This is a genomic window from Ornithinimicrobium faecis (assembly GCF_023923225.1).
GTDB lineage: Bacteria > Actinomycetota > Actinomycetes > Actinomycetales > Dermatophilaceae > Ornithinicoccus > Ornithinicoccus faecis.
Window position 1 is genome coordinate 1073135 of the sequence record NZ_CP099489.1, and the last position, 18297, is coordinate 1091431.

Below are 18297 nucleotides of genomic sequence, written 5' to 3' on the forward strand. Positions count from 1 at the left end.
ATGAGCGCGCCCGACTGCATCTTCTGCACCCTGATCGCCGGTCGCGCACCGGTGAGCATCGTCGAGAGCGACGAGCATGTCGTGGCCTTCCTGGACGCCTTCCCGGTGGGACCGGGCCACGTGCTGGTGAGTCCGCGGCGGCACGTCGAGTCACTGAGCGAGCTGACGGTCGAGGAGGGCGCTGCCCTGTTTGCCTCGGCCCGGCGTCTTGCCGGGAGGGTGCGCGAACGCCTCGCTCCAGCAGTCAACCTGCACCTGTCCGATGGGGCTGAGGCCGATCAGGAGGTGCCGCACGTGCACCTGCACGTCATCCCCCGGCACGCCGGTGACCAGGTGGTGCTCGACCTGCCGGGGACACCGCGCACCAGGCAGGACCTGGATGAGGTCGCTGCGGCGCTGACGGCGAGCCCGGACTGAGCCGGAGCGCCCCGTGCGGTGGTGCTGAACCGGCGTGACCGATGCCGCGCTGGAGTGCAGGACACGCCGCAACGATGGGCGCACGGTGCACGACACGCAGGGGTGATCGCGACCGGCGGCGTAGGATCAGCGAGGCACCTGGCGGGCAGGCGTGGGGAGATAACAACTCGGCATCGATCCGGTCAGGAGTGCCAACCACACGCTCAGGTGACGCGTTTGCGTTAGGAGGGCACGGCATACTGCCACAGACGCGCGAGCGTCCTGACACCCGTGCCAGCGCACCGTGAGCACGCCAGACCGACACCAGACGACCAGCAAGGGAAGCCCCGTGGACGAACGACAGAGCCTGCCGGAGGAGCCGCAGCGCAACGAGTGGGTCGCCATCCTCGTGCGCACGTTGGTCGCCGTGTTGGTGCTGGGCGGAGGCTATTACTTCGCAGCGCAGTATCTCGGGGGACGCGTGCCCAACGGCACGCAGGTCGAAGGGATCGACATCGGTGGCCTGAGCCCCGAGGATGCGCGGGCCACGCTGGACGATCGCCTGGACGACATGGCCACCGAACCGGTGACGATTGATGTCGAGGGCGACACCGTGCAGATCGCACCAGAGGACGCGGGGCTCGCCCTCGATCTGGACACCACGCTGGCAGGCATCACGGGCGTCAGCTATGACCCGTCGGTGCTCTGGGACCGAGTCGTCAACGAGGGGCAGGACCTGCCACTCGAGGTCACCGTGGACCGCGCCGACCTCGAGAAGGCCGTGCAGGGGGTGGCCCAGGACGTGGCCATCGAGCCCACCGAGGGTGAGGTCTGGCTCAACATGGGCGAGGTCAAGTCCACCGAGTCCGCGGACGGCCGCGAGCTCGACGTGCCTGCCACCAGCGACGCGGTGGAGGCTGTGTGGCCGCAGACGACCAAGGTGGACGGCGTGGTGACGGCCACCAAGCCGCAACTGGCCCAGGCCGAGATCGACCGCTTCGTCGGGGAGGTCGCCGGCCCCGCCGTCGCCGGCCCGATCACCGTCGAGGTGGACGGCGAGAAGTCGGAGATCAGCACCAAGCAGATCGCCCGCCTGCTCACCATCACCGAGGGTGACGACCACACCCTGTCGCTGGACTTCGACGCCGAGGGCGTGCTCGAGATCGTCAGCGGTCAGCTGGAGGAGGCCACCGTCTCGCCGCAGAACGCGGGCGTGGTCCTCGACGGCGGGAGCCCCGTTGTCACCAGCGCTCGCGTGGGACAGGTCGTCGACGAAAAGGCGCTGCTCGAGGAGGTCAACAAGGCCATCAAGAAGGAGGGCGAGCACCGCGTCGCCAAGGTTGGCACCACCGAGGTGGAGCCCGACATCACGGACAAGGACGCGGCGGCGTGGGACTTCTCGCAGATGGCGACCTTCCGCAGCACCTTCCCGGGTGGAGCGTCCAACGCCGACCGCACCGAGAACATCCGGGTCGGACTGGGGCACCTCAACGGCACTGTCGTCATGCCCGGGGACTCCTTCAGCCTGTCCAACGAGCTGGCTCCCATCACGCATGAGCGTGGATACGTCGACGCCGGTGTGATCAGCGGTGGCCGCCTGGTCAAGGGAATCGGAGGTGGCCTCTCGCAGGTCTCCACCACGGTGCTCAACACCGCCTGGAACGCCGGTGTCCAACTCGATGAGTTCCACCCGCACTCCTACTACATCGAGCGCTATCCGGTCGGCAAGGAGGCCACGATCGCGGTCGGTCAGCTGGACAACCGGTGGACCAATGACACCGACACCCCGGTCGTGATCCAGACCTGGATCGAGGGCAGCGACATCGTGATGACCTTCTGGGGTGACAAGAAGTACGACGTCGACACGGTCACCGGCCAGCGCACCAACTACGTGCAGCCTGACGTCAAGACCGATGACAGCGAGAACTGCCTGCCGCAGAGCCCCCAGCAGGGCTTCACCATCACGGTGACGCGCATCCTGTCCCAGTCGGGCAGTGAGGCTGACCGGCAGTCCTACACCACGACATACCACCCCTCGGACCAGGTCACGTGCACCGGATGACCGGCGTGATACCGGCCACAGAAGCCGGGGGCGGCTTACCGCTCTGCCCTGCCGCGCGGCATACTAGGCAGTGGCCTGTCCCGTGCCCGGAACGCCACGTCACCAATAGCAGGATCAGGAGCAGTTCATGACCTACGTCATCGCCCAACCGTGTGTCGACCTGAAGGACCTCGCCTGCATCGAGGAGTGCCCGGTCGACTGCATCTACGAGGGCGAGCGGATGCTGTATATCCACCCTGACGAGTGCGTGGACTGCGGCGCCTGCGAGCCGGTGTGCCCCGTGGAGGCCATCTACTACGAGGACGACACCCCCGAGGAGTGGGCCGACTACTACAAGGCCAACGTCGAGTTCTTCGACGACCTGGGCAGCCCCGGCGGCGCCGCCAAGCTGGGTCTGATCGCCAAGGACCACCCAATCGTCGCGGCGCTGCCGCCGCAGGAGCACGACGAGTAAGCATCCCCGGATTCGGGCAGGCGCTAGAGGGCCTCTGCTCGGTCAACGACAAGCGGCGCTCCCGGCCCTAGGGCGTGCCGACCCCGAGCAGGAGGACATATGACCGACACCGCAAAACTCACCCACAAGGGCTCTGAGCTCGAGTTCCCCGTCGTGCCCGCGGTGGAGGGCAACAACGGCCTCGACGTCTCCTCACTGCTGAAGACGACGGGCGACGTCACCCTGGACGTGGGCTTCGTCAACACCGCCTCCTGCAAGTCGGAGATCACCTACATCGACGGTGACGAGGGCATCCTGCGCTACCGCGGCTACCCGATCGAGCAGCTGGCCGAGAAGTCCAACTTCCTGGAGACCAGCTACCTGCTGATCTACGGCGAGCTGCCGACCGCCACCCAGCTGGAGGAGTTTGACCAGCGCATCCGCCGGCACACCCTGCTGGTCGAGGACATGAAGGGCTTCTTCAACGGCTTCCCGCGTGACGCGCACCCGATGCCGGTGCTGTCCTCCGCGGTCTCCGCGCTGGGCACCTTCTATCAGGACAGCCTGGACCCGTTTGACCCCGAGGCCGTGGAGATCTCCACGATCCGCCTGATGGCCAAGCTGCCCACGATCGCGGCCTACGCCTTCCGCAAGAGCCAGGGTCAGCCCTTCCTCTACCCCAACAACGACTACAACCTGGTCGAGAACTTCCTGTGGATGACCTTCGGGCAGCCGACCGAGGAATACCAGCTGGACCCCGTGGTCGCCAAGGCCCTCGACCTGCTGTTCATCCTGCACGCCGACCACGAGCAGAACTGCTCGACCTCCACGGTGCGCCTGGTGGGCTCCTCCGAGGCCAACCTGTTCTCCTCCATCTCCGCCGGCATCCACGCCCTCTCCGGCCCGCTGCACGGTGGCGCCAACTCCGCGGTGCTGGCCATGCTCGAGGAGATCAAGGAGAACGGCGGCGACGTCAAGGACTTCGTCAAGAAGGTCAAGAACAAGGAGGAGGGCGTCAAGCTGATGGGCTTCGGCCACCGGGTCTACAAGAACTACGACCCGCGCGCCGCCCTCGTCAAGAAGTCCGCCCACGAGATCTTCTCCAAGGTCGGTGGCGGCAACCCGCTGCTGGACCTGGCCATGGAGCTCGAGCAGACCGCCCTCGAGGACGACTACTTTGTCGAGCGCAAGCTCTACCCCAATGTCGACTTCTACACCGGTCTGATCTACGAGTCGATGGGCTTCCCGTCCAACATGTTCACCGTGCTGTTCTCGATCGGCCGCCTGCCCGGCTGGATCGCCCAGTGGCGCGAGATGATCGAGGACCCGGCCACCAAGATCGGCCGCCCGCGTCAGCTATATGTCGGCAGCCCGGCCCGCGACTACGTCGCCTCGGACGCTCGCTGACCTGAGCTCACCCCACACGCCCCCGTTCCGGTTCGCCGGAGCGGGGGTTTGTGCGATCTCCCCCCAATTTTCATAAAGGTCTCGTACGTCGGACCCGGATCTTGATACAGGTCTCGCACGGGCAGGCCGTACGAGACCTCTATCAATTTCCGGGGGAGGCGTGCGAAACCTTTATCTTTTTGCGGGGGGAGGGGGGTCAGCTGGTCGCGACGGTGATCGTCACTGTGGTGCCGTCGGCCGGGGTATCGGTGGATCGCCAGGTGAGCGGGTCGTCGTGCCGGTCCCAGGCGCGGTCAGCGACCTGCACCCCCACGATGTCCTGCACCTCCGCGTGGGCCACCGCCCAACTGGCCACCGCCCATGCCTGGTCGGCGCCCGAGGCCTGCAGCGTGACGGTGTCGTCGTCGGCGCTGCCCTGCCCGGAGAAGGTCCGCTCCGCCTTGGCGAGCACGTCCTGGGCCGAGCCGGCGCCCTCCACCGCGTCCAGGCGGCAGGCGAGACCGGCGTGGGTCTGACCGACCAGAGCTGAGGCCATCACCCGGGCCTCGCCCTCGTGATCGGCATAGGCGTCCGGATAGCGGCTGCGCTGGACCTCCTGCGCGATCTCGGTGACCACCCACTCCGACCAGTCCGGGATCGCCTCCAGGGCGTCCAGGAAGGTGTTGGTGGCATAGACGGGGTCGGTCACCTCCTCGGGAGTGCCCCAACCCTGGCTCGGCCGCTGCTGGAACAGACCGAGGGAGTCGGCGTCCCCATAATTGAGGTTGCGGAGCTTGGACTCCTGGATCGCGGTGGCCAGGGCGACCGTGGCGGCCTTGGGCGGCAGGCCACGCTCCAGGGTGATCATGCTGATGGTCGCTGCGTTGGCCGCCTGCTCAGGTGTGAGTGACTCGCTGGCGTCGCCGACCGTGAACTCACAGGTCGGGCTGCGGAACTCGTCGATCAGCCAGCGCGCGCCATAGGCCCCGCCGAGGATGGCCACAGCGGTGACGGCAGCCAGGGTCAGCCATGCGCGCCGCCGTGGCCGACGGGCCTCGGCGGCCGGGTCATCCTGGCCGGCCGGGGTCATGCCTGAAGTCTACGGTCCGCTGGCTAAGGTCGAGGACATGTCGAGCGAGAACATCCTGGACCTTACCCAGGACGCGGTGGCCCTGACCGCCAGCCTGTGCAACATCCCCTCCGTGAGTCTGGAAGAGGGGCCCCTTGCCGATGCGGTGGAGGCCGCCCTGCGCGGCCTGTCGCACCTGTCGGTCACGCGCGACGGCAACACCGTCGTGGCCCGCACAGACCTCGGCCGCTCCGAGCGGGTGGTGCTCGCCGGGCACCTGGACACGGTGCCGCTGACCGAGCCCGCCAACCTGCCGGTCCACCGGGAGGGGGACTATCTGGTGGGTCGTGGCACCACCGACATGAAGGGTGGCGTGGCGGTCCAGCTCCGACTGGCTGCCGAGCTCACGGCTCCGAGCCGGGACATCACCTTCGTCTTCTATGACGCAGAGGAGATCGCCGACGAGCACAACGGTCTGGCCCGGTTGGCGCGGACCCACCCGGACCTGCTGGCCGCCGACTTCGCGGTGCTGTTGGAGCCGACCGACGACGCGATCGAGGGCGGGTGCAACGGCTATGTCACGGTCCTGGTCCACACCCGCGGGACCGCCGCCCACTCCGCACGGCCCTGGATGGGGCACAACGCGATCCACGACGTCGCCGACGTGCTCGCGCGGATCGAGCGGGGGCAGCTCCCGGACGCCGATGTCGACGGGCTGACCTATCGCCAGTCGCTCAGCGCGGTCGGGATCAGCGGCGGCATCGCGGACAACGTGATCCCCGACCACGCCGTGGTGACCGTCAACCTCCGCTTCGCGCCGCAGTGGACGCAGGACCAGGCGGTGTCCTATCTGGTCGACGACGTCTTTGCCGGCCTCGAGACGGAGGTCATCGACCGCTCCGCCGGTGCCCGACCGGGCCTGGACCGTCCAGCCGCTGCCGCGTTCATCGAGGCCCTGGGGCTGCCGGTGCGTGCCAAGCTGGGGTGGACCGATGTGGCCCGGTTTTCCGCCCTCGGGATCCCGGCGGTCAACTTTGGTCCGGGGGAGGCCCAGTTTGCCCATGCCGACGATGAGCGGTGCCGCGTCGACCAGATCGTCGCAGCCGAGGCGTCACTGCGCCGCTGGCTGGCCTGAGCAGCACAGACCGTATGCCGGTTGGGCACCTGTGGGTGCGACGGTTTAGGTTCGTCGTGTGAGCCAGTCCAACGAATACCGCAAGGGCCCCGTGACCCTGCGGGGCCGCAAGGTGCCCACCAGCACGACGGATCAGCGACTGCTGGACAACAGTGGCCCCGCCGACTGGGTGCACACCGACCCGTGGCGCGTGCTGCGGATCCAGTCCGAGTTTGTCGAGGGCTTCGGGGCACTGTCCGAGCTCGGCCCAGCCGTGAGCGTCTTCGGCTCGGCCCGCATCGGGCCGGACCACCCCATCTACGAGCTGTCCACCAGGGTCGGTGAGGTCCTCGTCGAGGCGGGCTATGCCGTCATCACCGGCGGGGGACCGGGCACGATGGAGGGGGCCAACCTCGGCGCCAGCCGGGCCGGCGGCACGTCAGTCGGGCTGGGCATCGAGCTGCCCTTCGAGACCGGGCTCAACGCGCACGTGAATCTCGGCATCAACTTCCGCTACTTCTTTGCCCGCAAGACGATGTTCGTCAAGTATGCCCAGGGGTTCATCGTGCTCCCTGGCGGCTTCGGCACCCTCGACGAGCTGTTCGAGGCCGTCACCCTCGTGCAGACCGGCAAGGTGACCAACTTTCCGATCGTCTTGATGGGGGCAACGTTCTGGGAGCCCCTGTTGGACTGGCTGCGCACCACCCTGATCGCCCAGGGCACGGTGTCCGAGGCTGATGTCGACCTGTTTCACCTGACCGATGACCCCGACGAGGCGGTCCGGATCATCCGCGAGGCACGCCCGTGATCCTGATCCTGGTCATCGTCGGTGTCGTGGCTCTCGGCGCGGTCGCCGCAGCCCTGGTGCTGCGCTCGGGCGTGCCCGGAGTGCCGGACCCGGTGACGACCGAGTCGTTCGAGCCGCTGCCGCGCGGCGGGGTGAGCGCCGAGCAGGTGACCGACGTGCAGTTCGACCAGGCCGTGCGCGGCTATCGGATGTCGCAGGTTGACACCGTGCTGGACCGACTCGCTGACGAGCTGCGGGAGCGCGACGCCGAGATCGACCGGCTGCGCGGGGAGCTGGCCGAGATGCCCGTGGACTTCACCGGGGGGAGCCCGATGCCGGAGCGTGACCGTGGGGACCTTTGAGATCGCCCGCACCCTGCCGGCCGACCCGGAGGCGACCTTCAGGGTCTTAGGCGACCTCGCGGCATACGGTCAGTTCCAGCCACTGACCCGGATCTCGCCCAGTCCGGGTCCCATCGGACCCGGCTGGTCCTTTGTCGCGCACACCGGCATCGGCCCGCTGTCGATCACCGACCGGATGGTCGTCACGCAGTGGGACCCCGGTGAGCACTTCACGATCGTCAAGATCGGGCCGGTGCTGGACGGCGGCGCCGAGGTGCACCTGACACCCGAGGGTGACGGCACGCGGGTCGTGTGGCGCGAGGAGATCGTGCCGCGACCCGGCTGGATCGGGCGTCGCACGGCGCTGCTGACGGACCCGCCGATGCGCTGGTTCCTGGGCCGCTCGCTGGACCAGATGGCCGCCCGGGTCGGGGAGCGGTGACCCGCTCGACGGGACGGTTCCTGCTGGTCCTGCTGGGGCTCTACACCGTCTTTCGCCTGTTCACCACGGCCGTGCTGCTGTGGATCACCGACGTCCACCAGGACCCGGTGATCTTCAGCGGTGAGGTGCATCGCTATTTCGACCTGGCCACCCTCTGGGACGGCGCCTGGTATGAGTCGATCGCCACCACCGGCTATCCCGACGAGATCCCCCGCGACGAGCACGGCATGGCCCGGCAGAACGAGTGGGCCTTCTATCCGATGTTCCCGACGCTGGCCAAGTGGCTGATGGCGCTCACCGGGTGGCCGTTTGCCGTGGCCGGGCCCGTCGTGGCGCTCGTCGTGGGCTATGCGGCGGCCGTGGTCATGGGTCTGCTGCTGCGCGAGCGGGTTGGTGCTGTGGCCGCGCTCGGGGGCGTTGCCCTGTTCGCCGCGTTCCCGACGGCGCCGGTGCTGCAGGTTGCCTACACCGAGTCGCTGGCCACGCTGCTGTTGTGCATCGTGCTGTGGCTGCTCATGCGGCGGCAGTGGTGGGCGGCGGGCGCGGTGGCGCTGCTGACCGGCCTGGCCCGTCCGATCGCGCTGCCCCTGGGGCTGGTCGCGCTGGTGGCCGTGGTGCTGCGCTGGCGTCGGCGCCGCGAGGAGCCGGTGCCCCGAGGGGAGTATGCCGGCATGCTGGGTGCCCTTGTCGGCTGCGGTTTGTCGGGGCTCATCTGGCCGGCCCTGGTCTGGCGGGGGACCGGTGTCCCGGCGGGCTACACCGAGACGATGTCAGCCTGGCGTCAGGGGGAGCCGGTCACCCCGTTTGGTCCCACCCTGGAGATGGTGAAGTGGCAGTTCGGGGACCCGCGCGGCGTGTGGCTGCTGCTCGGGTTCTTCGTGCTGCTGGCGGTCATGATGCTCGGTCCGTGGGCCCGTGGCCTGGGGCCGGTCCTGAAGACCTGGAGCCTGGGCTATCCGTTCTATCTCGCCGCGGCCCTGGACCCGTGGACCAGCATCTATCGCTATTTGATCATGCTGTTCCCAGTCTTCGTGGTGATGATCGGCGGAGGCTGGGCGCCCTCGGACAAACGCGCCAACCCCACCTGGCTGATCGTGCTGCGCACCGTCGTGCTCGTGGCGCTCTTCCTCGGGTGGCAGGTGTGGTGGTCCTGGGAGTTGTTCCGGTTTGAGCCGCCGCGCGACAACCCGCCGTGACCACTTTTCCCGGGGCGTCGCCGGTCTGAAACACCGGGTTGCCGGCGCTTCGCTGGTCGCGGCGGCCGGGTGACTGTGCGCCGCTGCTGTGAGTGACGCGCGCACCCTCCTTCGACGCGTGTCCTACACCGTGCCGACATCGTGGCGGCGTGTCTAGGGCCAGAGCACGGGTGCGGCAGCACGTCCTGTGCACCAGCGCTTTGAGGGCGCTCGCTCGCTCTGGTGAGTGCGTGCAGCGCCCCTCCGGGGGCGGTGGACGCACTCGCGAGGAACCTCTGCGCTCGGGCACCTCGGGCGCAGAAGGTTGGGGGCGTACGAAACCTCTATCAAAAGACGGGGAGGGCGTGCGAGACCTTTATCTTTTTGCGGGGGGTCAGCGGCCCTCGAAGACGGGCTTCTCCTTGGCGAGGAAGGCGGCCACAGCGGTCTTGTGGTCCGCGGAGGCGCCGGTGCTGGCCATCAGCTCGGCCTCGTGCTCCAGGGACTCGGCCAACTCGTGGGTCGCGGAGAAGGCGACGGCCCGCCGCACGGCACCGTAGGCCTTGGTGGGCCCGGCCGCGAGGGTCTGGGCGAGCTCACGCACGTGCGCCTCGAAGTCCTCGTCCGCGACGACCTGGGTGGCCAGGCCCAGCTCGAGGGCCTCGTCGGCCTTGACCGTGCGCGGCAGCAGGAGCAGCTCCTTGGCCTTGGCCGCGCCGATCAGCCGGGGCAGGTGATAGGACGCGCCGGAGTCGCACGACAGCGCGATCCCCGTGAAGGCCGTGTTGAATCCCGCGGACGCCGCCACGATGCGCAGGTCGGCCGCGAAGGTGAACGATGCGCCGGCACCAGCCGCGATCCCGTTGACTGCTGCGATCACCGGCTTGTCCATCGTGGCCAGCAGCTGGACGATGGGGTTGTAGTGGGCCCGAACCGTGCCAGAGAGCGCTGCGTTGCCCTCAGCAGAGGCGTCCGCGTCCGTGGGGGCCTGCAGGTCGTTGATGTCCTGACCGACACAGAACGCCCGCCCGGTGCCGGTCAGCACCACCGCCCGCACCGACTCGTCCTCGGCGACCTCTCGCAGCGCGGCGAGCAGGGCCTCCTTGGTGGCGGTGTTGAGGGAGTTCATCGCCTCGGGGCGATTGAGGCGCACGACGGCGACGCCCCCGTCGCGCTCGATCAGGACAGGCGTGGTGGTGTCGGTCTGACTCATCGGGCTGGGTCCTTCACAGGTCGGTCGGGCTCGGTGGGCGCCCCAGCCGCGGCCAGGGCTTCTGAGACGAAGATACGGGCTGGCGGCAACAGGCGGTCAGCCACCTCCAGGAACAGGTCCCGTGCCGCCTGTCCCGGCCACCCGTCGGGCAGCACCTCATCCGGCAGGGCCGGGTCGACGAAGAGGAACTTGCGCCAGCGGTGGACGAGCTCGGCCCGGACCGGATAGGCCGCCTCCGGTGTCATCGACCCGGCCAGGCGTTCCCGCAGCGGCGCGGCGTCGGCCATGAAGGCGCGGTAGTCCTCGGCCAGCTCGGTCAGGTCCCAGGTCCGGGCCACAACGGCGGGAGCATCGGGCAGGTCGCCGGTGGTGAAGGCGGAGAACTCGATCCCCAGGGCCTCCAGTGAGGAGGCCAGCTCTGGGGCCGGTCGTGCGGCCAGCCAGGTCTGCGGGGCAATCCGTCCATAACCGAGGAAGCCGAGCGTCCCGACCACCTTGTCGCGCTGGGCCCGATCCTGGGGCCGCGCGGTGACCACCACCTGCCAGCGACCGTCCCAGGCCGCGGTGGTGGGGCGATAGATCCGTTCCCACGCCTCACCCAGCCTGTCCCGACCGGCCGGTGTTGCGGCATACCCTCGAATGTTGTTGCGGGGCAACGGCTCCAGCCACCCCTGGGAGGTGATCCGCGAGACGGCCGTGCGGGTCGCGGGGGCCGCGATGCCACAGGAGCCGAGCAGGGTGATCACGCCAGAGATCGGCGCCCAGTAGCCGCGCAGCGCAAGGTGGTCCCCGTAGAGGTCGAAAACGGCGGACCGAGCGTGCACCGTCCTAGTCTGCCGCACCCAGATTTCGGGTGACGATGGTCACGGGGGATAATAGGTCTCCAAGCACTGACCGTCGCGGCCTCGCGGCAGGGAACTTGCGGCCGGCGGCCGCTTCAGGAGGAGATCAGACATGGCAGCCATGAAGCCCCGCACCGGCGACGGCCCGCTCGAGGTCACCAAGGAGGGCCGGGGGATCGTCCTGCGGATGCCGCTGGAAGGCGGCGGCCGCCTGGTCGTGGAGATGAACGCTGACGAGGCCACCGCCCTGGGCGAGGCCATCAAGGGTTGTGTGGGCTAAGACCCCTCAGCGCTTGACGGCGGCGAACAGTCCGTCGCCCACCGGGAGGAGGGCCGGCACGAGCCGGTCGTCCTCCCGCAGTGTTTTCCCGAGGTCGCGCAGCACCGTCGTGGCCTCGTCACGGGCCGCGGGGTCGGCGACCCTGTCGTGCCACAACATGTTGTCCAACACCAGGATTCCGCCGCTGCGCAGCACCCGGATGCCGTGCTCGGCATACAACGGGTAGTTGGGCTTGTCGGCGTCGATGAGCACCATGTCGTAGGTCGCGTCGTTGAGGCGGGGCAGCACCTGCCCGGCGTCGCCGGCGATGACGCGGGTGCGCTGGGAGGGGACCCCGGCCTCGGCGAAAGCCTTCTTGGCCATCCGCTGGTGCTCAGGCTCCACGTCGATCGAGGTGAGGATGCCGTCAGGGGCCATGCCCTGCAGCAACCAGAGCCCGGACGTGCCGGCCCCGGTGCCGACCTCGACGACCGTCCTGGCCTGCAGCGACGCGGCCAGCAGGCGCAACACGGTGCCGACGGCCGGGTGGACGGGAGTGGCGCCCAGCGCCTCGCCCTCGGCCCCGGCTCGTTCCATCAGCTCGCTCGGCTCGATGAAGGCCTCGGTGTAGGCCCATGTCGCCAGTCTCTGGGTGCTCATGGCCCCCACACTAATGCGCCGCGGACGCTCAGGAACCTCCCAGCCTGGACTGCCACTATTGGTGGACGGCGAACTGCGCAGCAGGGGTGCGGTCGCCTTGCCTCGAGATGGAGGACACCATGGACGCTCCGGAGCAGCAGGACTGGCAGGTCCCCACGTGGGACGAGATCGTCCGCGAGCACTCGGCCAGGGTCTACCGCCTCGCCTATCGCCTCACCGGCAACCAGCACGATGCCGAGGACCTGACCCACGACGTCTTCATCCGCGTCTTCCGGTCCCTGCACACCTACCGCCCCGGGACCTTCGAGGGCTGGTTGCACCGGATCACCACCAACCTCTTCCTGGACCGCGTCCGGCGCAAGCAGCGCATCCGCTTCGACGCCCTGAGCGACGAGGCTGCCGCGCGCCTGCCCAGCCGGCTGCGTGGCCCGGAGGAGGCGTATGACGCGACGCACCTCGACGATGACGTCCAGCGAGCCCTGGCCGCCCTCTCGCCACAGTTCCGTGCGGCGGTCGTGCTCAGTGACATTGAGGGCTACTCCTATGAAGAGGTCGCCCAGACCCTGGAGATCAAGCTCGGCACGGTCCGCTCCCGCATCCACCGCGGGCGCGCCCAGTTGCGCGAGGCGCTCGCCCACCGTGCGCCCCAGGCCAAGCGGGGCAACGTCTCGCACAGCCAGCCCATCCCCGTCCTGGGGTGAGGGTCCCGTTCGGCCCCGGCGGGCTGATCAGGCAGAATCAGGCGCATGGCTGACGAGCGAGACCCCGAGGACGCGGACCGTCCCGGCCTGTCCCCGGACGAGCGCCCCGCCAGCCCCACCGGCTATGACGACACAACGGCCGCCTCGATCGACCACACCTCGGCGATCCCGGTGGAGCACACGACATCCTTCCCGCCCTATCCGGGCGGCGACGGCGCAGGCACGACAGGCGGGTCCTGGTCGAGGCCCGGCGGCGGCACCGCTGAGGCTCACGATCGTTCCGTCGGCCACGCGGCCTATGCCCACCCGTCGCCCCAGGGCAGCCACCCTGCCTACCTGAGCCCGTCCGCGCCAGCCGACCACACGGCATACCGGCAGGGGAGCGGAGCGACCGCCACCCACCCCCGCACGCGCAGGGGACCGGGCCTGGGACTGCTCACCGGTGCCCTGCTGTTGGGCCTGATCGGGGGCGGCGCGGCCGGCTATCTGGGGGCGCAGTTCGCCCAGGACGAGCAGGAGCCGGCACCGAGCATCGTCGAGGCGGCACCGGTGGGCACCACGCCGCCGACCGCCATCACCGCGATCGCCCAGCACGCTCTGCCCAGCGTGGTGTTCATCTCCGTGGGCTCCACCGCCGGCGAGGGCGTCGGCTCGGGCTTCGTCGTGCGCGACGACGGCTACATCGTCACCAACAACCACGTCATCGAGGGCGCCTCTGACGGCGCGATCGGGGTCACCTTCGCCGACGGGCGGGAGACCACGGCGGAGCTGGTCGGCGCGGACCCCGAATATGACATCGCCGTGATCAAGGTCGACGAGACCGGGCTGCAGGCGCTGGAGTTTGGCGACTCCGACGCGCTGGCGGTGGGTGCCACGGTGGTCGCGGTCGGGGCTCCGCTCGGTCTGGACAACACGGTGACGGCGGGCATCGTCTCGGCGCTGAACCGGCCCGTGATGGCCGGTGGCGGGGCCGGGCCGATGTCCTATATCAACGCCATCCAGACCGACGCGGCGATCAACCCCGGCAACTCTGGTGGCCCCCTGCTCGACCTGAACGGCCAGGTCGTCGGCGTCAACTCCGCCATCGCGCAGATCCCGGGTGACCTCGGCGGCCAGTCCGGCAGCATCGGCCTGGGCTTCTCGATCCCGGCACGGCAGGTCGAGCACACGGCCAACCAGCTGATCGAGACCGGCACCAGCAACCACCCGATCATCGGTGTGATGCTGGACATGACCCACACCGGGGCCGGAGCCAAGGTGCTCGAGGACGGGCAGGGTGAGGGCCCCTCGATCGTGGAGGGCGGCCCGGCAGACGATGCCGGCGTGGAGCCGGGCGACCTGATCCTCGCCGTCGACGGCGAGGAGGTCGACCACGGCAGCCACCTGATCATCATCCTGCGCAGCCACGAGATCGGCGACGAGGTCGAGTTGCTGCTGCAGAACCCGGACGGCGACGAGCGGACCGTGACGATGACCCTCCAGGGCTCGGAGTAGGCCACGATGCTCAACCTCGGTGGTGGTGAGCTGGTCCTGCTGATCGTCCTGGCGCTGATCATCCTGGGGCCGGACAAACTGCCTGGGTATGCCGCGAAGCTGGGTCAGTTTGTCCGCTCGGCCCGGGACATGGCTGAGGGAGCCAAGACTCACCTGCGCGATGAGATGGGTCCCGGGTTCGACGACGTCGACTGGAGCGCTCTGGACCCGCGGCAGTATGACCCGCGGCGCATCGTGCGCGATGCCCTGTCCGCCCCGGCGGCGGGTGCGGCAGCAGGCGGTGCCGTCAGTGGGGGTGACCTGGGCGGGGGTGGGGCTCAGGAGACCGCTGCTGGTCGGGCCGCGAACGAGGCCGCGATCGCCGGCGGAGGTGTGCCGCGCCGCTCGTTCCAGGGCTTCGACCCCAGTGCCCCGGTCCCGTGGGACGTCGACGCCACCTGAGGGTCGTGCCCTCCTGAGGTCAGCGGCTCGTCGGAGTGATGCCGAGCTTGCGGCCAGCCAAACCGCGACCCCGGTGCGCCAGCTGGCGGGCGATGCCGCGCAGGGCGGTCGCCGCGGGGGAGTCCGGGGTGCCGATCACGGCGGGGACGCCGGAGTCGCCGCCCTCGCGCAGGGTGGTGTCCAGCGGGATCTGACCCAGCAGCGGGACCTCGGCGCCGATCGAGCGGGTGAGGCTCTCGGCGACGGCCTGGCCACCGCCGGAGCCAAAGATCTCCTGGCGGGTGCCGTCGGGCAGCTCGAGCCAGGACATGTTCTCGATGACACCGACGACGCGCTGGTGGGTCTGCAGGGCGATCGCACCGGCCCGCTCGGCCACCTCGGCCGCAGCCTGCTGCGGGGTGGTCACCACGAGGAGCTCGGAGTTGGGCAGCAACTGGGCGGTGGTGATGGCGATGTCGCCGGTGCCCGGCGGCAGGTCGAGCAGCAGGACGTCGATGTCGCCCCAGAAGACGTCGGAGAGGAACTGCTGCATCGCGCGGTGCAGCATCGGGCCCCGCCAGACGACCGGCTGGTTGCCCGGCACGAACATGCCGATCGAGATGACCTTCACGTCGTGCGCCAGGGGCGGCAGGATCATGTCGTCGACCTGGGTCGGCTGCTGCTCGACGCCGAGCATGCGCGGCACGGAGAAGCCATAGATGTCCGAGTCGACCACGCCGACCCGCAGACCCTCGGCCGCCATCGCGGCCGCCAGGTTGACGGTGACCGAGGACTTGCCGACGCCACCCTTGCCGGAGGCCACGGCATACACCCGTGTCAGGGTGTCTGGTCGGGCGAAGGGGATCTCCTTCTCCGGGGCGCCACCACGCAGCTGCGAGCGCAGGTTGCCCCGCTGCTCATCGCTCATCACGCCGAGCTGGACGCGCACGTCCGTGACGCCAGCGACCGAGGCCACGGCCGCCGTGACGTTCTTGGTGATGGTCTCCTTCATGGGACATCCGGGCACCGTCAGCAGGATGGTGGTGTTGACCAGCCCTGCCTCGTCGATGTCGACTCCCTCGACCATGCCGAGCTCGGTGATGGGCTTGCGGATCTCGGGGTCATCGACCGTCGCCAGCGCGGCGTGGATGGCATCAAGGGAGGGTGCAGACATGCCTCCATCGTAGGCTGCTCGCCCGAACGAACGATGCCGCGGGTGGGGTGATCTGCGCTACGGCAGGGATCGCTCGTCAGTGTGCTGATCCGGGTCGGCCTCGGGGGCCCTGGCCCGCATCTCCAGCCCGCGCTCCTCCATCTCGTCCAGCAGGCTGCGCAGCTCGCTGCGCACGAAGTCACGGGTCGCGGCGTCACGCATGGCAATCCGCAGCGAGACCACCTCGCGGGTGAGGAACTCCGTGTCGGCCAGGTTGCGCTCGTCGCGGGTGCGGTCCTGCTCGATGACCACCTTGTCGCGGTCGGCCTGCCGGTTCTGCGCGAGCAGGATCAGGGGCGCGGCATAGGACGCCTGCAGGCTCAGCATCAGCGTCAGGAAGATGAAGGCATAGGGGTCGAATCGCAGGTGCTCGGGGGCCAGGAAGTTCCAGACGAGCCAGACGGCGACGAAGACGGTCATGTAGCCCAGGAACCGGGCGGTGCCCATGAACCGTGCGAACCCCTCGGCGAACTGGCCGAAGGCGTCGGGGTCCATCTTGGGCCTGACGATGAGCTGTCGACGACTGGCCAGCGGCTGGTCGAGGCGGTCGGTGCGTCGCTCCACCTGACGCTCGACGGCCCGGTCGGCGAGCCGGTCGCGTCGAGGCGGTGTGGTCGGGTTCGGCTCAGACACGCGCTGCTCCCTCGGCTGTGCTGGACGGTCCGCTGCTCGACGGTCCGCGGCTCGACGGTCGGCTGCTCGACGGCGGGGAGGCGACCGGGATCGCGCCGGTCTCGTCGTGGCGCTCCTCGCGCCAGTCCTCGGGCAGCATGTGGTCGAGCACGTCGTCCACGGTCACCGCACCGAGCAACCGGCCCTCCTCATCGGTCACCGGCACAGCGACCATGTTGTAGTTCGCCATCAGGCGGGTGATCGTCTCCAGCGAGGCATCGGCGGGGACCGGCTCGAAGTCGCGATCCACGATGCCACCGATCGCCTGGTGCGGCGGCTCGCGCAGCAGGCGCTGGAGGTGCACGATGCCGATGAGGCGCCCGGTCGGCGTCTCCAGGGGCGGGCGGCACACATAGACCAGCGAGGCAACGGCGGGGGAGAGCTCCACGCGCCGCACCATGGCCAGGGCCTCGGCGATGCTGGCCTGCGGGCCGAGGATCACCGGCTCCGGCGTCATCATGCCGCCGGCCGTGTCCTGGTCATAGGCGAGCAGGCGGCGCAGGGGCTCGGCCTCGTCCGGCTCCATCATCTGGAGCAACTCCTCGACCGTGTCGGCCGGCAACTCGGCCAGCAGGTCGGTCGCGTCATCGGGCTCCATGACCTCGAGGACGTCCGCCGCCCGCTCGGCGGTCAGACCGGTCAGGATCTCGATCCGGTCGTCGTCGGGCAGCTCCTCGAGGACGTCGGCGAGCATCTCGTCGTCCATCGCGTCGGTCACCTCGGCCCGGCGCTTGGGAGTCAGGTCATGGATCGCGTCGGCGAGGTCGGCGGGCTTGCGGTCCTCCAGGCTCTCCAGCAGGGCGTGGGCGCCCTGTTCGCCGCCTGCCAGGTGCAGGCCCTGCACGTCCTCCACCGGCACCAGGACGGTCTCCCCGCGGGGCCGGCGCAGCCGGAGGCCGGGCCGCGAGCGGGTCGGGGCACCGCGCCGACAGAACACCCGGGTGACCAGCCAGTCGCGACTGGGCTGCAGCTCGAGCGCGAGGTCCTCCACCACCGCCGGCTCGGGACCGCTGTCCCGGTCCACGACGATCTGCACGCTCCGGTCGAACACCTCGGCGACGACGCTGGTCTCGCCGGCGCGCTGCTCAAACCGGCGCATGTTGACCAGGCCGGTGGTGATCACCTGCCCGGCGTCGATCGTGGTCACGCGAGTGATCGGCAGGAAGACGCGTTTGCGGCCCGGCACCTCGACGACCAGGCCGATGGCCCGAGGGCCGCGGACGCGCACCCGAGTCGGCATGGTCAGCACCACGTCGCGGACGCGTCCGACCTCGTCTCCGAGGGGGTCGAAGACGCTCAGCCCGATCAACCGGGCAACGAAGACTCGGGGGTTGCTGCTCACTCGGGCAGGATAGCGACTAGCCACCCGTGTGACCGACCTCACGAGAAGGGTGGGAATCTTCTGAGTGGGCCACTCGCTGTCACAGGTGACGGTTCAACTATGCAATGAAGGAGCACGAACACCCTGATGGGTTTCCAGACCGGCAGCACCTACGACTACGCCACGCTTCGCGCCTATCGTCATCGGACTCCGTCCGACATCGCACGCAAGGCCCTCAAGCCGCGCAAGCGACTCTTCGGACTCCGCTGATCACCATCAGCACCGCAGACCCGTGGC

At 69.3% G+C, this 18297-nt stretch carries 21 protein-coding genes; 14 read left to right on the top strand and 7 right to left on the bottom strand.

Annotation, left to right across the window (positions count from 1 at the left end; genetic code table 11):
• From NF556_RS05020 to NF556_RS05035, 4 genes are all read left to right on the top strand, one after another.
• Positions 1–417 (top strand): HIT family protein, encoded by a 417-nt coding sequence (locus tag NF556_RS05020; protein WP_252594397.1) that lies wholly within the window; start codon positions 1–3, stop codon positions 415–417.
• A 328-nt stretch (positions 418–745) separates the two neighbouring features.
• Entirely contained in the window at positions 746–2458 is a 1713-nt protein-coding gene (locus tag NF556_RS05025) for a VanW family protein (RefSeq protein ID WP_252594398.1), read from the top strand.
• Between the two features lie 127 nt (positions 2459–2585).
• Entirely contained in the window at positions 2586–2912 is a 327-nt protein-coding gene (fdxA, locus tag NF556_RS05030) for a ferredoxin (protein ID WP_252594399.1), read from the top strand.
• 99 nt (positions 2913–3011) lie between these two features.
• Positions 3012–4298, top strand: a complete 1287-nt coding sequence (locus NF556_RS05035) for a citrate synthase (protein WP_252594400.1) — start codon at positions 3012–3014, stop codon at positions 4296–4298.
• Between the two features lie 196 nt (positions 4299–4494).
• On the opposite strand, the gene NF556_RS05040 is transcribed toward NF556_RS05035, so the two are convergent.
• Positions 4495–5367, bottom strand: a complete 873-nt coding sequence (locus NF556_RS05040; protein WP_252594401.1) for a hypothetical protein — start codon at positions 5365–5367, stop codon at positions 4495–4497.
• Between the two features lie 37 nt (positions 5368–5404).
• Here NF556_RS05040 and dapE point away from each other — a divergent pair, with 37 nt between their 5' ends.
• Genes dapE through NF556_RS05065 form a run of 5 tightly spaced genes read left to right on the top strand, consistent with a single transcriptional unit; the run spans position 5405 to position 9226 of the window.
• Positions 5405–6481 carry a succinyl-diaminopimelate desuccinylase gene (dapE, locus tag NF556_RS05045; protein WP_252594402.1) on the top strand — a complete coding sequence of 359 codons (1077 nt, stop codon included), beginning with the start codon at positions 5405–5407 and terminating at the stop codon, positions 6479–6481.
• Positions 6482–6539: 58 nt separating this feature from the next.
• A complete protein-coding gene (locus NF556_RS05050) occupies positions 6540–7268 on the top strand; it encodes an LOG family protein (RefSeq protein WP_252594403.1) in 729 nt (242 codons plus the stop codon).
• Positions 7265–7609, top strand: coding sequence for a DivIVA domain-containing protein (locus NF556_RS05055; protein WP_252594404.1), 345 nt, complete (start codon positions 7265–7267; stop codon positions 7607–7609). Before NF556_RS05050 ends, NF556_RS05055 begins: the two co-directional genes overlap by 4 nt.
• Entirely contained in the window at positions 7596–8030 is a 435-nt protein-coding gene (locus NF556_RS05060; protein ID WP_252594405.1) for an SRPBCC family protein, read from the top strand. Before NF556_RS05055 ends, NF556_RS05060 begins: the two co-directional genes overlap by 14 nt.
• Positions 8027–9226 (top strand): hypothetical protein, encoded by a 1200-nt coding sequence (locus tag NF556_RS05065; RefSeq protein WP_252594406.1) that lies wholly within the window; start codon positions 8027–8029, stop codon positions 9224–9226. The genes NF556_RS05060 and NF556_RS05065 overlap by 4 nt, the downstream gene beginning before the upstream one ends.
• 373 nt (positions 9227–9599) lie before the next feature.
• Here the strand turns inward: NF556_RS05065 and NF556_RS05070 are convergent, their stop codons facing one another.
• A complete protein-coding gene (locus NF556_RS05070) occupies positions 9600–10418 on the bottom strand; it encodes an enoyl-CoA hydratase/isomerase family protein (RefSeq protein WP_252594407.1) in 819 nt (272 codons plus the stop codon).
• Complete coding sequence (locus NF556_RS05075) at positions 10415–11242, bottom strand: PaaX family transcriptional regulator (RefSeq protein ID WP_252594408.1); 828 nt, start codon at positions 11240–11242, stop codon at positions 10415–10417. Before NF556_RS05075 ends, NF556_RS05070 begins: the two co-directional genes overlap by 4 nt.
• Before the next feature lie 130 nt (positions 11243–11372).
• On the opposite strand from NF556_RS05075, the gene NF556_RS05080 reads away from it, so the two are divergent.
• Entirely contained in the window at positions 11373–11540 is a 168-nt protein-coding gene (locus tag NF556_RS05080) for a DUF3117 domain-containing protein (RefSeq protein ID WP_252594409.1), read from the top strand.
• A gap of 6 nt (positions 11541–11546) precedes the next feature.
• On the opposite strand, the gene NF556_RS05085 is transcribed toward NF556_RS05080, so the two are convergent.
• Positions 11547–12179: an O-methyltransferase gene (locus tag NF556_RS05085; protein WP_252594410.1), complete on the bottom strand. Its 633-nt coding sequence runs from the start codon at positions 12177–12179 to the stop codon at positions 11547–11549.
• A gap of 119 nt (positions 12180–12298) precedes the next feature.
• On the opposite strand from NF556_RS05085, the gene sigE reads away from it, so the two are divergent.
• From sigE to NF556_RS05100, 3 genes are read left to right on the top strand one after another with little or no spacing between them, the layout of a single operon-like run.
• Positions 12299–12880, top strand: a complete 582-nt coding sequence (gene sigE, locus NF556_RS05090) for an RNA polymerase sigma factor SigE (protein ID WP_252594411.1) — start codon at positions 12299–12301, stop codon at positions 12878–12880.
• A gap of 45 nt (positions 12881–12925) precedes the next feature.
• Positions 12926–14374, top strand: coding sequence for a S1C family serine protease (locus NF556_RS05095; RefSeq protein WP_252594412.1), 1449 nt, complete (start codon positions 12926–12928; stop codon positions 14372–14374).
• Between the two features lie 6 nt (positions 14375–14380).
• Positions 14381–14815: a twin-arginine translocase TatA/TatE family subunit gene (locus tag NF556_RS05100; protein ID WP_252594413.1), complete on the top strand. Its 435-nt coding sequence runs from the start codon at positions 14381–14383 to the stop codon at positions 14813–14815.
• Positions 14816–14834: 19 nt separating this feature from the next.
• On the opposite strand, the gene NF556_RS05105 is transcribed toward NF556_RS05100, so the two are convergent.
• From NF556_RS05105 to NF556_RS05115, 3 genes are all read right to left on the bottom strand, one after another.
• A complete protein-coding gene (locus NF556_RS05105) occupies positions 14835–15968 on the bottom strand; it encodes an Mrp/NBP35 family ATP-binding protein (RefSeq protein WP_252594414.1) in 1134 nt (377 codons plus the stop codon).
• Positions 15969–16025: 57 nt separating this feature from the next.
• On the bottom strand, positions 16026–16571 hold the full coding sequence (locus NF556_RS05110) for a DUF1003 domain-containing protein (protein WP_252595718.1): 546 nt from the start codon (positions 16569–16571) through the stop codon (positions 16026–16028).
• Positions 16572–16632: 61 nt separating this feature from the next.
• Positions 16633–18021, bottom strand: a complete 1389-nt coding sequence (locus NF556_RS05115; protein WP_252594415.1) for a magnesium transporter MgtE N-terminal domain-containing protein — start codon at positions 18019–18021, stop codon at positions 16633–16635.
• A 126-nt stretch (positions 18022–18147) separates the two neighbouring features.
• Here NF556_RS05115 and NF556_RS21335 point away from each other — a divergent pair, with 126 nt between their 5' ends.
• Positions 18148–18270: a hypothetical protein gene (locus NF556_RS21335; protein ID WP_256829738.1), complete on the top strand. Its 123-nt coding sequence runs from the start codon at positions 18148–18150 to the stop codon at positions 18268–18270.
• The last annotated feature ends 27 nt before the right edge of the window (positions 18271–18297 follow it).

Coding starts and splice junctions, on each gene's coding strand:
- NF556_RS05070 (WP_252594407.1), bottom strand. CDS start 10,418: ATGAGTCAGACCGACACCACCACGCCTGTCCTGATCGAGCGCGACGGG.
- NF556_RS05095 (WP_252594412.1), top strand. CDS start 12,926: ATGGCTGACGAGCGAGACCCCGAGGACGCGGACCGTCCCGGCCTGTCC.
- fdxA (WP_252594399.1), top strand. CDS start 2,586: ATGACCTACGTCATCGCCCAACCGTGTGTCGACCTGAAGGACCTCGCC.
- NF556_RS05080 (WP_252594409.1), top strand. CDS start 11,373: ATGGCAGCCATGAAGCCCCGCACCGGCGACGGCCCGCTCGAGGTCACC.
- NF556_RS05105 (WP_252594414.1), bottom strand. CDS start 15,968: ATGTCTGCACCCTCCCTTGATGCCATCCACGCCGCGCTGGCGACGGTC.
- NF556_RS05100 (WP_252594413.1), top strand. CDS start 14,381: ATGCTCAACCTCGGTGGTGGTGAGCTGGTCCTGCTGATCGTCCTGGCG.
- NF556_RS21335 (WP_256829738.1), top strand. CDS start 18,148: ATGGGTTTCCAGACCGGCAGCACCTACGACTACGCCACGCTTCGCGCC.
- dapE (WP_252594402.1), top strand. CDS start 5,405: ATGTCGAGCGAGAACATCCTGGACCTTACCCAGGACGCGGTGGCCCTG.
- sigE (WP_252594411.1), top strand. CDS start 12,299: ATGGACGCTCCGGAGCAGCAGGACTGGCAGGTCCCCACGTGGGACGAG.
- NF556_RS05035 (WP_252594400.1), top strand. CDS start 3,012: ATGACCGACACCGCAAAACTCACCCACAAGGGCTCTGAGCTCGAGTTC.
- NF556_RS05020 (WP_252594397.1), top strand. CDS start 1: ATGAGCGCGCCCGACTGCATCTTCTGCACCCTGATCGCCGGTCGCGCA.
- NF556_RS05040 (WP_252594401.1), bottom strand. CDS start 5,367: ATGACCCCGGCCGGCCAGGATGACCCGGCCGCCGAGGCCCGTCGGCCA.
- NF556_RS05085 (WP_252594410.1), bottom strand. CDS start 12,179: ATGAGCACCCAGAGACTGGCGACATGGGCCTACACCGAGGCCTTCATC.